Source organism: Frigoribacterium sp. AP1 (genome assembly GCF_056680555.1).
The window spans coordinates 355488-367576 of record NZ_CM155288.1 but is presented as its reverse complement, the minus strand read 5'-3'; the positions used below and the strand labels follow the sequence as shown (position 1 = coordinate 367576).

Sequence of the window (12089 nt, the reverse complement as noted above, 5' to 3'; positions counted from 1 at the left end):
GTTGCTCCTTCGGGGGATGGGGTGGCCAGGACCCGTCGGGGGGACCTGGTGTGACCGATGACGGGTTCTCGGAGGTCACCGACCGGGGCCGACGCGAGCGCGCACGGCGAGGCCGACCCGCAGGGCCAGCCTGAGCGGAGCCAGTACGACGCCCGGATACTTCTTCGCCAGGAACCGGTAGGCGCTCCGGTGATGCGCTCGACGCATGGCCGACGATGAGGACTGCGTCGAGTGTGCGCCGACGTGCACGACCTGGGCGGCAGGTTCCAAGACGTTGGAGTACCCGAGGCGCCCGAGCCTCCAACCCAGATCGACGTCCTCGAAGTACATGAAGAAGGATTCGTCGAATCCTTCGAGCTCGTCGAAGACCTCACGCCGGACGAGGAGGCAGGCCCCCGAGAGCCAGCCGGTGGTCCGACGGACCGAGGTCTCACCGTCGCGGTGGTACGAGCGTGTCCACGGGTTCTCGGGCCACACGTTGGCGAAGAGGGCGTGACCGAGTCCGGTCCGCAGCGACGGGATGCGACGCGCCGACGGATAGACCTCTCCGTCGACCTCCCGGACGACAGGGCCCACGGCCCCTATCTCGGCGTCTCGTTCCGCGGTCAGCACCAGTGTGTCGACGACACCCGGAGTCAAGACGACGTCAGGGTTCGAAATGAGGAGCCAGCGAACGCTGTCGGGCATGTGACGGGCTGCGTGGTTGACCGCTGACCCGTAGCCGCGGTTTCCCCCGACCGGGAGGAAGATCGCGCCGTGCTTCTCGGTCTCGGCACGCGCCTCGCTCTCGTCGGCGGACGAGTTGTCGGCCACGAGCACGATGACCGTTCCGGGGTGTTCCGAGGCTTCCAGCGTCGAGTCGAGGAAGTCGGCCAGGTAGCGACCGGAGTTGTAGCTCACGGTCACGATCGCGACCGTGGGGTCAGTGTTCTGGTTCATTCTCGTTCTCGACCGTTTTCGCCCGAGGCAGCCCCGTCGCTCACTGCCCGGTAGGCAGCATGGTGGACGACGGCGCAGGCGGCCCAGGTGAAGAGTTTGGCACGACCTACGGCTCGTCCACGGAGCGCCGCTCCGCCGTCCCTGTCGGTCAGGGCTTCCGTCATCGCGGTCGTCAACGAACCCTCTACGGGTTCGGCGTAGATCACCGCGTCCCCTCCTACCTCGGGAAGGGCCGTGCGGTCGGTCGTCAGGACGAGTGCTCCGGTGGACATGGCCTCGAGCACGGGGAGACCGAATCCTTCTGCGCTGCTCGGGTAGACGACGAGGGATGCTCCACCGAGGAAGGGGGACAGGTCGTCGAGAGGGAGGTACCCCAGGTAGCGGAGGGTTCCACCGACGACGTCTCCGGCCTCCTCCAGGCGCCGGGAGGCCTCGACGTCCCATCCGAGTCCTCCCGCCACGAGGAGTGGCGGCGTCGTCGCGTCACGTTGCGTCATGGCTTCATGGGCGGCGATGAGAGGGCCCACGTTCTTGCGTGGCTCGACGGTCCCCAGGAAGGCGATCCACCCCACGCGTGGGTCGAGGCCTAGCCGTGCGGCGAAGGCCCGGACCGATTCGTCCGACGGAGGGCGGAAGACTACGGGGTCGACACCGTGATGGGCCACGTCTACGGGGCCGTGGGCCGCTCTAGCGTACTGAGCCAGTTCTCGGGACGTCGCGTCACTCGGCGCGATGGACCGTGCGGCGAGCCTCCGCCCGAGCGCGATCCACGTGCGGAAGAACAGGCCCTTGACGCGTCCGTGGTCCTCGGGGGCGGAGAAGAAGGTTCCGTCGTGGACGGTGACGACGGTCCGCCGAGCCGCAGCGAGAGCGAAGGTGTAATGAGGCGAGTGGATGACGTCGACGCCGTGGCGTCGCGCCAGTCGCGGAAGTCCCCACTGTTCCCAGACGAGTCGGAGCGGTCGACTGGTCAACCAGGGCGGTGAGGTGACGTAGTCGTGCCGGGGGGCTTGTCCACTCAGCCACGCGAGGTCCTCGGGCTTGACCACCACGAGGACCGGTGCCTCGATCTCGCTGAGGCCGACGAGCAGGCCCGCGAGGTAACGCGCAACGCCTCCACGCGTAGGCGGGAGGGACGTGGCGTCGACGAGGACTCTGGGGCGTTCCACGAGTCGATCAGTCCATTTCACGTGCCACGGCATCGACTCGTACCACGCCGCTGCCTCGGTCGTCGTCGGACATGACGAACCGTGCAGCCTGGCGACGGATGGCGATGTGTGATCCGTCCGGTTCGGCGAAGAACGCGTGGACGAAGAACTGCCCGGCACCGAAGCTGACATCGCGGAGTCGGTACTCGACGGACGCCGTCCCGTCCAGCGGCTCGTGGACCAGACCGAGCATCCGGCTGTCCGTGCCGTAGACCTGCGTGCCCAGGGTGGTCTCGATCTTCAGGCCCGAATGCCACGCGGGGAGCAGTGTCGAATGCGAGTACGTCATCGTGACCACGAGGGTGTCACCGGGCTGGAATTCCTCCCCCGGGGCACGACCCTCGGCATGGATCTCCGCTTCGAGGACTCGACCCGGCGAGGGATCCTCGTCGGGTTCCGCCTCGGCCGCCTCGGCGACCCGACGGCCCTCGAGGATGTCCCGGAAGTTCTTCACCGCGTCGGCGGCACTGCCCTGGAACTTGACCTCGCCTTGCGACAGGACGACGGCCATGTCGCACATCTCCTGCACCTGCCCCAGGGAGTGGCTCACGAGGATGATCGTGCGACCCTGCTGCTGGAACTCCCTGATCTTGTCCAGGCACTTGCGCTGGAAGGCCTCGTCACCGACGGCAAGGACCTCGTCGACGAGGAGGACGTCCGGGTCGGTGTGGACGGCGACGGCGAAGGCCAGCCGCACGTACATGCCCGACGAATAGAACTTGACCTGGGTGTCGATGAAGTCGCCGATCCCGCTGAACTGCAGGATGTCGTCGAAGCGTTCTTCGGTCTCTGCCTGGCTGAGTCCGAGGATCGCGGCATTGAGGTAGACGTTCTCCCGACCGGTGAGGTCGGGGTGGAACCCGGCCCCGAGCTCGAGCAGCGCCGCGAGACGTCCGCGACGGGTGATCGTGCCCGTCGTCGGTTCGATGATGCCGCCGATGGCCTTGAGCAAGGTGCTCTTGCCCGAGCCGTTGGGCCCGAGGAGGCCGATCGTGACACCTGCGGGGATGTCGAGGGTGACGTCCCTGAGCGCCCAGAAGGCCTCGCTGTGGCGACGTCCCGCACGTCCGAGGGTCACGAGACGCTCTTTGAGGGAGTTGTCCTTGCGGATGACGAATTTCTTCGAGACCCCCTGGACCGAGACCACGGTCGGCGCGGACGTGGGAGGCATGAGGGAATTCGTCCCCCGGCTGTCGTGCGTGATGATGTCGTCCATTCGGGTCAGAGCTCCTGCGCGAAGTTGCCTTGGAGCTTCGCGAACACGCGCTGGAAGAGCACGACCAGGATCAGGCCGATCACCGCCGCGACACCCATTCGCAGCAGGAGGTCGTCCGGATAGTGTTCGTCACCACCGGCCGTCCAGAACGCCCGGTGGAAACCGAGCACGGCGAGGGTGATGGGATTGTCCGTGTAGAGGCCCAGGAGCCACGACCAGCGGCCCTCGAGCTTCTCGCTCACCATCGTCCAGGCGTAGACGATGGGGGAGGCCCACATGGCCAACATGAGCAGCACCTCGACGAGGTACTGCATGTCCCGGAGGTAGACGTTCGCCGCTGCCAGCAGCAGCCCGAAGGCCGTCCCGTAGATCAGGATGACGATGACGGAGGGGAAGAAGTAGAGCAGCTCGACGTGCCAGGGGAAGGACCCCGTGACAGCGGTCGCCGCGAGGAGCACGACGAGCTGGATGCCGAAGTTGAAGAGCGCGGACCCGATGCTCGCCAGCGGATAGATCTCTCGCGGGACGTAGACCTTCTTGATGAGCCCGGCGTTGCTGACCACCGAGGACGTGCTTCCCGCGATCATCTCGGAGAACAGTCCGTAGATCGTGAGGCCGGCGAAGACGTAGACCGCGAACCCGGGGATGTTCCGGGCCGCGCCGAGGACTTGGCCGAGGATCACGTAGTAGATCAGCAGTTGCGTGATGGGCCGGATGAGAGTCCACACGAAGCCGAGCGCGCTGTCCTTGTAGCGGGACTTCAGGTCGCGTCGGATGAGCAGATCGAGCAGCTGCCGGTGGGCGAAGATCTCACGGACGATGCCGAACGCACCCGAGAACCCGGAGGAGGGCTGCCCGGCGACGACCATGGGCTCGTCCGCGAGACGGGCGAACCGCTGGGAAGGTGTCGTGGTGCCGGGTGTCGTTGTGGTCATGCGGGTTACCTCTTCGATCGGAAAACTGGAGAACTATAACCCGCACGGGCTCGACGGCTCCGGGGCGTCCCGGAGGCGAGGGTCCTCACTTGCCGTACTTGCTGGCCCGTGTGGTGGCGAGACGGTTCTTCACCTTGTCGCGGAGCACGTCGATGCCGCCCCCGTGGGTGACGTAGTGACGGGCGAGGGCCACGTCCCGGCGGATGCCGTGACGGCTGTTGGCGATCCGGTGGAACTTCTCCTCAGCGGTGAGAGCCGACGCGGCCCTGACCTTGCGACCGACGGATCCGTCGGGAGCGTCATCGCTCCGGTCGGGCGCGACCCACGGGTCCTTGCAGAATTCGACGAGAGGGGCGAGGGCTTTCTCCCAGGTGAAGTCCTGCGCCACACGGGTGACGGCCTCTCGCGAAGAGGCGATGGCGGCGGGGTCGTACAGCACGGTCTCGAGGGCGTCAGCCAGGGCCTCGACGTCTCGCTCGGCCACGGACACGCCCATGCCCTCGGCGCCCACGAGATCGCCGAAGCTGTCGCCGCGCGTCGTGACGATCGGGAGGCCAGCCCACATGTAGTCGAGGATGCGAGTGCGGAACGAGAACGTGGTCTCGATGTGGTCGTAGTGGGTGCTGACGCCGGCGTCGGCTTCGAGGAGGTAGTTCTGGCGGTCCTCGAGCTGGACCCACTGCTCGTTGAAGAACACGTTCTTGCCTGCGACGCCGAGGCGGGCGGCGAGCTCGCGGGTCTTCGCCACGATCGCCATCTCGGGTACGTCGGGGTTCGGGTGCGCGACGCCGAGGAAGAACAGTCGGACGTCGGGCCTGCGTTCGGCGAGCAGGGCGATCGCCCGGACCAGGGTCATGGTGTCGAACCAGTTGTAGATCCCCCCGCCCCAGATCACGACTTTGTCGTCTTCGCCGATGCCGTCCACGACCCCCCTGATGGCTCGTCGCTCGTGGACCGGGGGAGTGCTGTCCATGCCGAACGGCGCGATCGCGATGAGTTTTTCGAGGTTCTCGTCGGCTGCGTAGTTCTCCGGGTTGATTCGCCCGAGCCCGGCGAGCTGGCCCAGCCAGAAGAGGCGCTGGCGCTCGGAGGCGCAGAGGAAGAAGTCGGCGCGCAGCAGCTGCTCGTTGAGCACCTCGGTCGCCGAGGCGACCTGGTTCTTCCATTGCGCGAGTCCCCATTCGCGGCCCTGCTCGAGCTGTTCGAGGTGCATGGGGTCGTAGAGGTCAGCGACCATGATCTTCGTGGACCGCTTGAGGGTCTGGAAGTGGTGCAGCGCGTGGCCCTGGAACACGATGACGTCGGCCCACTTCTCGTGCTGGCGCATCTCGTGCTCGTTCTGCAGCCGTACCCGCTCGACCTCGAACGTGTCCGAGCTCCGGTTGGCCACGTTCCAGGTCAGGAGACGGACGTCGTTGTGCTCGGAGAGCGCCTCGCTGATCTTCCAGGCGCGCATGGCGGGCCCCGCCATCTTGGCGCCGATCGCGTCTCCGGTGATGACGAGCACCCGACGTCGCTGGGTGTGCTCCTCGATCTCGAACGCGTCGACGATGTTCCGGAAGCCCTCGAGGTAATAGGGGTCACCGAACAGCGGCTTCAGGATGTCGCCGAAGAGCCGGAACACGTCGGCGTCCGTCTTGGTGCGCCGTGCCTGGAGGTCGTCCCGGGTCTCCTGGAGCGACGGGAGCTCCTTGACGAACTGGTCGAGGGCGAAGAGGCCGGCGACCGTGTCCTTGGCAACCGGGGTGTCCCGGTCGAACTCGTCCGCGGCTCCGACGAAACGTCTGATGTCGAAGGACTCCGAGTCGAGGCCGCTCTTGGCCACCGCTCGACGGGCGAGGAGGGCCAGTGCCCCGGGCAAGAACTTGGAGAGGCTCTCGTCACCGAGGTTCTTGAACATGAGCATCAGGGCGTTCCGCTCGAGGAGGTACATCTCGCGGTACTCGCCGAAGCTCTTCATGGAGCCGTGATGCTTGTGGTACACGACCGACGCCGGCGCGAAGCGCACCCGGTACCCGAGGATGTTTAGACGCCAACCCAGGTCGACGTCGTCGTAGAACATGAACAGCCGCTCGTCGAAGCCACCCACCTCGAGGAACACGGACTTGCGGACGAACAGGGCGGAGCCCGTGCCGAACAGGAGGTCCCGGGGGGTGTCGAACTCACCCGTGTCGATCTCGGTGACCCGGTCCTTGTAGCCCATGCCGAACCAGGTGAGGCTGCCTTGGACGAAGTCGATGGCCTTGCCGTCCCAGTCGAGGACCTTGCTGCCGACGGCGGCGATCTTGGGACTGACGTTGAACTGCGCGAGGGCTTCGCGGATCCACCCCGTGCCCGGCTTCGAGTCGTTGTTGAGGAACGCCACGTACTCGCCGCGAGCCCGTCGCGCCCCGAGGTTGCTGCCACCCGTGAACCCCAGGTTCTCGTCCGAGACGATGATCGTCACGTTCTCTTGCTCGCCCAGCGTCGCCGTCAGCCTGGCGGTGCTGTCGTCACCGGAACCGTTCTCGACGATCAGGATCTCGAGTTGTGCCGCTGGCCAGTCGACGTCGTTCAGGCGGGCGACGCACTCGAGCGTGTCGTCCGTTCCTCGGAAGTTGACGATGACGACGGAGACGACGCTCGACGTGGAAACTGGCAAGACGGGGACTCCAAGACGACGAATGACGATGGGTGCGAACCTGATCCGGGCGGACCCAACTATAACGAGCACGCTCCTGCGCAGGTCCCTGACAGACTACCGGCATGGAGAGCACCGTCATCGTGGTCAACTGGCGGCAACCCGACTTGACCAGGAGGTGCCTGGAGTCCCTGTTCGCGCAGGCGGGCCCTGCGACCGAGGTGGTCCTCGTCGAGAACGAGGCCTCGCCGGGTGCCCGAGCCGGGTGGGAGTCCGAGTTCTCCGGTCTCGTCGTCGTGGCCGTGCCCCGCAACCTCGGCTTCGCCGGCGGGGTCGCCCGCGGCCTCGACGTCGCCTCGGGCGACGTGATCGTCCTGGTCAACAACGATGCGGTCGCCGGCCCGGGATTCCTCGAGATCGGAACGGAGCGCCTCCTCGAAGGCCCGACGGAGGTGGCTGCCGTGGCCGCGACGGTCCTGCTCCAAGGCGGGTTCCGACCCGCGGCACCCGACGACGACCCGGAGCACGTGCTGGTGGGGAACGCCGGAGCCCGATGGGTCCGGTCGGAGCGGGGCGGCACCACGTTGATCAACGGGACGGGGGTCGAGCTCACCGCGGACGGGAACGGCCACGATCGTGACTGGCTCGTCCCGGCTCCTCCGGACGGGCCTCCGGCCCACTCCGAACCGCCGTTCGGGTTCTCGGGGGGCGCGGCCTTCATCCGCCGGCGTGCCCTCGACGAGGTCGGCGGCTTCGACGAGTCCCTCTTCATGTATTACGAGGACCTCGACCTCGCCTGGCGCCTCCGTCTCGCGGGGCACGAGATCGTGCACGCGGAGGACGCGACGACCATCCACGTCCACGCGGGCAGCTCGAGCAGCAGTGGTTCCCTCGTGCGGTACCAGAGCATGCGGAACAGGTTGGCTGTCGTCGTCCGCAACGGCAGCCTGCCGATGGTCAGCCGCGTCGTCGCACGGACCGTCGGAAAGTGCGTCACCGACCTGCTGTCCACCCCGCGGCAGCGCCAACTCGCGCCACGCGACTGGGTTCGGCTCTGGTCGGAGGCGCCACGCCTGGTGGTCGGTGCGCTGAGGTCGCGACGCCGGGACGGGGTCGGGTCTCGAGACCGCGTCCGGGTCGAGTCACTGCTGCGACGCTAGGGCCGGTGCTCGTCGGTCAGCCCCCCTTGGGGGGCGTGGACGTCCCCTTCAGCCCCTGACAGGGGGACAAGTTCACGTTATGGTCGTTGCAGCGGCCTCGGATCACTGCCGCGCGGACCGGTCTGACGCTTGGTGGTGTCCTGGGCGGTGCGACATCGCGATGCCTACAGGGAGGCACCTCCATCGTGCGACGAATATTGACACTCCTGCTCGCGACCGCCGTCGCGGCCACTCTCATGACGGGCATGTCCCTCGCGACGACGCCGGACCGCTCGTCGGCCCTCTCGGGGGCCGATTTCGACCCGGGCAACATCATCTCCGACGCCGTCTTCTTCAACTCGGGCGCGATGAACGAGGCGCAGGTCCAGAACTTCCTGAACTCGATGATCGGCAGCTGCAGCAACGGCAATTGCCTGAACGTCAAGACGCTGACGACGACGACGCGGGGTGGGGACGCGATGTGCGGCGCCTACCAGGGTGCGGCCGCCGAGCCGGTCTCGCGCATCATCGTCAAGGTGTCGCAGGCCTGTGGCATCAACCCCCAGGTGCTGCTCGTCACGCTGCAGAAAGAGCAGAGCCTCATCTCGGGGGCGACGGCCCGTGCTCCCTCCGCCGCGAGGCTCGACCGGGCGATGGGATTCGCCTGCCCCGACACCGCCAACGGCGGCTGTGACCCGTCCTTCGCCGGTGTCTACAACCAGCTGTACAAGGCTGCCTGGCAGTTCAAGCGCTACGCCAACCCCGCCGGGACGAGCAACTACTTCACCTGGTTCCGACCGGGCGTCACCGCGAACGTCCAGTACAACCCCAACGCGGCCTGTGGCACGAAAGCCGTGACCATCCGCAATCAGGCGACGGCGAACCTCTACTACTACACGCCGTACACCCCCAACGCCGCGGCGCTCTCGAACCTCAACGGCGGCGGCGACGGCTGCTCCGCCTTCGGCAACCGCAACTTCTGGGTCTACTTCAACAACTGGTTCGGCTCGACCAACGCGCCGGCGCAACCGATCGGGTCATACGAGTACGCCAGCGGTGGCGTCGGCACGGTGACCGTGGCCGGTTGGGCTCTCGACCGGGCGAGCTCGGCGTCGATCCCCGTCCACGTCTACGTCGGGCCGGCCAGCACGGCCATTCCGACGACGTTCGCGCGGTCCGACGTCGCGGCCCAGTACCCGACCCTCGGGGCGGCGCACGGCTTCGCCGCGACCGTCGACGCGGCTCCCGGCACGTGGCAGGTCTGCCTCTACGCCCTGGGGGTCCAGTCGGGCAACAACGCGATGCTGGGGTGCAAGACGGTCACCGTCCTCGACCCCTCGCCCGTCGGCTCCGTGGAAGCCGTCCGGCCCGCTCCGGGCGGAGTGCAGGTGGCCGGCTGGGCCTTCGACTTCGACACCCCGAACCCGATATCGGTCCATGTCTACGTGGACGGCGTGGGCAAGGCCATCACCGCCGACCTGCCCCGGTCGGACATCGGGCGCGTCTATCCCCAGCAAGGCCCGAACCACGGATTCGCGCAGGTCTTCGCGGCGAGCCCGGGCGTTCATACGGTCTGCGTGTACGGCATCAACGCGGGTGCCAAGGGCGCCACGAAGGCCTTCCCCTGCTCGACCGTGACCGTGCCTCCGCACGAGCCCATCGGGGCGGTCGACGGGATCACCACGTCCGCCGGGGCGATCAGCCTCTCGGGCTGGGCCCTCGACGGTGACGTCGCCGACGCGATCCCGGTCCACGTCTACGTAGACGGTGTCGGTCAGGCCTTCACCGCCGATCAGGCCCGGTCCGACATCGGTCGCATCTACCCGGCCTACGGCGCCGGTCACGGTTTCGCCATGAGCATCCCGGCCAAGGCGGGAGCGCACGAGGTCTGCGTCTACGCGATCAACCGCGGTCCGGGGTCGCACACCCTGATGACGTGTCGGACCGTGACGGTCACGAACACGGCTCCCGTCGGAAGCGCCGAGGTGGTCCGAGGGGTCGCCGGCGGAGTTCAGGTCGCCGGGTGGACTTTCGACCCGGACAGCCCCAAGACGTCGATCCCCGTGCACGTGTACCTCGGGTCGGTCGCGACCGTCATCACGGCAGACCAGGCCAGGAGCGACATCGCCCGGGTGTTCCCCGAGGCGGGCGCGGCTCACGGCTTCTCGACGGTCGTCCCGGCGGCGTCCGGGCCGCAGAAGGTCTGTGTCTACGCCCTCGACACCGCTGGCGGCTACAACCCGTCGCTGTCGTGCTCGACGGTGACGGTGCCGTGACGTCGGACTCCTGACCAGGAATCGACGTTCGTGGCCAGCCCGTGAAGAAGGCCCCCGCACCATACGGTGCGGGGGCCTTCTTCGCGAGGGGTCTAGCGGAGACCCGCGGTTTCGTCTACCGGTGGACGTCGCCGCTCGGTGGGCGAGGAGCCGTCCTCGGCCGCCGGTCGGGCGGCCCGCATGGCCGCCACCACGGTCACGGCGCAGGTGGCGGCGACGACGATCACCCAGGGCGCCCAACCCAGCGGGGGCAGCCATTCGGGGTCCACGATCATCTTGCTCCAGCCGTCGGTCAGCCCCACGACGTACCGCTTGAGGTTGAACAGGACGGCGTGCACCTGCATGAGGGAGATCGTCACGAGTGCCACGATCGCGAGCACACGGACCCTGAGGTTCGCGAAGGCCCGGGGGAAGGCCGAATCGAGGGCGACGCCACCGGCGACGATCAACGGGGCGACGAGTGCCAGCACGTATCGCGCCTGCCAGATGAAGCCGTAGTCCTTGGCGCCGTAGCCCTGGACGACGGCCGGGACCAGGACGAAGGCCAGGGCGAGCACGCCCAACGCCACCTGTTCCCGCCGTCGCCCTGCGACCAGGCCGCCGACGACGAGGACGAGCATGATCGCGCCCCAGATGCCGACGGTGGTCGGAGGCAACGGAGTGTCGAGCCACCCGAGCAGGCCGACATAGCCCTGCACGTTCTCGAACGTGACGAACATCATCTCCTTGAACGCGACGGGGAAGCTCGTTCCGACCCCGGGGTTCGGCACGGTGACGCTCAGGCTCTGCGTCGAGATGGTCCACAGGACGCTGAACGCGACACCGAGACCGATGGCACCGGCGGCGATCCAGAAGGCGACGGATCGGACGAGTCGGAGCCAGAGCTCTTTGTCGATCATGGTGGCGACGACGATGACGAGCAACCAGAGCAAACCGATGCTCCTGGTGTTCGCCACGGCGACCGCCGCAACGGCCACGAACGCCACGCGGTGAGGCGGGACGCCCTCGTCGATGCGTTGACGCAGGAGTGTGAGCCAGGCGAAGAGCATCACCGCGGCGGTGATCTCCATGCCGTTGGGATTGATGCCCCCCATGAGGAACAGCACCATGGGGGTGACGGCGGTGACGAGGCCGACGACGGCGAACGATCGTGCCCGGAGCTGCATGAGGGCGACGAACGCCAGGGACAGGAGCGCCGCACTCAGGCCGACGCTCATGGCGCGCATCGCGTAGAGACCGATCTCTCCGTCGAAGACGAGGGAGGGCAGGCCCACGATCGCGTAGTAGAGGGGGTCGTACGAGCCAGCCGACGTCGTGGCCTCCGTCGCGCTGTCGTCGTCGCTGACGGCCGTCTGGCACTCGGCCGAGACGGCCGCGTTGAAGGCGTAGCACCGGAGGTCGTAGGTCTCGGCGACGTACGCAGGGACGTCGACCTCGGTCCAGCCCCCGTCCGCCGTCCGCTCGCCGAGGATCTGGCCGTGCGCGACCGCGACGGCGTGGATGGTGTGTGCGGGTTCGTCCGGGACGGCCATCAACGGGCTGGCGACGGCCCACGAGCCGCCCAGGGCGCAGAGCACGACGAATGCCGAGACGAAGTGCTTCACGGCCGAACGGAGGCCGAGGCGACCGACTCCGGCCCTCGCCCCGGGTCGGTCACGGACGGTCGTCGTGTCCAGGTCGGTCATGGTCCTCCAGTCGTCGCCGGCCGACGTCCGGATGCGGATCGGCCCCGACGATCGTACCGACCCGTGCGTCG

8 protein-coding genes are annotated in these 12089 nt (G+C 67.7%); 2 read left to right on the top strand and 6 right to left on the bottom strand.

The genetic code is table 11. The annotated features are described in order from the left end of the window. Positions 1-75: 75 nt before the first annotated feature. The 5 genes from AC1MBW_RS01685 to AC1MBW_RS01665 all read right to left on the bottom strand — a co-directional run bounded on the left by AC1MBW_RS01685 (position 76) and on the right by AC1MBW_RS01665 (position 6939). On the bottom strand, positions 76-939 hold the full coding sequence (locus tag AC1MBW_RS01685) for a glycosyltransferase family 2 protein (RefSeq protein ID WP_054146619.1): 864 nt from the start codon (positions 937-939) through the stop codon (positions 76-78). Then, positions 936-2108, bottom strand: a complete 1173-nt coding sequence (locus tag AC1MBW_RS01680; RefSeq protein WP_054146618.1) for a glycosyltransferase family 4 protein — start codon at positions 2106-2108, stop codon at positions 936-938. Before AC1MBW_RS01680 ends, AC1MBW_RS01685 begins: the two co-directional genes overlap by 4 nt. Before the next feature lie 7 nt (positions 2109-2115). Then, positions 2116-3318, bottom strand: a complete 1203-nt coding sequence (locus AC1MBW_RS01675; protein WP_480025252.1) for an ABC transporter ATP-binding protein — start codon at positions 3316-3318, stop codon at positions 2116-2118. 50 nt (positions 3319-3368) lie between these two features. Then, positions 3369-4298, bottom strand: coding sequence for an ABC transporter permease (locus tag AC1MBW_RS01670; RefSeq protein WP_054146616.1), 930 nt, complete (start codon positions 4296-4298; stop codon positions 3369-3371). 85 nt (positions 4299-4383) lie between these two features. After that, complete coding sequence (locus AC1MBW_RS01665; RefSeq protein ID WP_480025251.1) at positions 4384-6939, bottom strand: glycosyltransferase; 2556 nt, start codon at positions 6937-6939, stop codon at positions 4384-4386. A gap of 104 nt (positions 6940-7043) precedes the next feature. On the opposite strand from AC1MBW_RS01665, the gene AC1MBW_RS01660 reads away from it, so the two are divergent. Together AC1MBW_RS01660 and AC1MBW_RS01655 are read left to right on the top strand one after the other, a co-directional pair. Beyond that, on the top strand, positions 7044-8078 hold the full coding sequence (locus AC1MBW_RS01660; protein WP_480025250.1) for a glycosyltransferase family 2 protein: 1035 nt from the start codon (positions 7044-7046) through the stop codon (positions 8076-8078). A 185-nt stretch (positions 8079-8263) separates the two neighbouring features. Further along, positions 8264-10333, top strand: coding sequence for a hypothetical protein (locus AC1MBW_RS01655; protein ID WP_480025249.1), 2070 nt, complete (start codon positions 8264-8266; stop codon positions 10331-10333). A gap of 92 nt (positions 10334-10425) precedes the next feature. On the opposite strand, the gene AC1MBW_RS01650 is transcribed toward AC1MBW_RS01655, so the two are convergent. Next, on the bottom strand, positions 10426-12018 hold the full coding sequence (locus tag AC1MBW_RS01650; RefSeq protein ID WP_480025248.1) for a DUF2142 domain-containing protein: 1593 nt from the start codon (positions 12016-12018) through the stop codon (positions 10426-10428). Positions 12019-12089: the final 71 nt, after the last annotated feature.

Excerpts from the sequence above, each read along its gene's own strand:
- AC1MBW_RS01675 (WP_480025252.1), bottom strand. The coding sequence starts at position 3,318 with ATGCCTCCCACGTCCGCGCCGACCGTGGTCTCGGTCCAGGGGGTCTCG.
- AC1MBW_RS01650 (WP_480025248.1), bottom strand. The coding sequence starts at position 12,018 with ATGACCGACCTGGACACGACGACCGTCCGTGACCGACCCGGGGCGAGG.
- AC1MBW_RS01685 (WP_054146619.1), bottom strand. The coding sequence starts at position 939 with ATGAACCAGAACACTGACCCCACGGTCGCGATCGTGACCGTGAGCTAC.
- AC1MBW_RS01660 (WP_480025250.1), top strand. The coding sequence starts at position 7,044 with ATGGAGAGCACCGTCATCGTGGTCAACTGGCGGCAACCCGACTTGACC.
- AC1MBW_RS01670 (WP_054146616.1), bottom strand. The coding sequence starts at position 4,298 with ATGACCACAACGACACCCGGCACCACGACACCTTCCCAGCGGTTCGCC.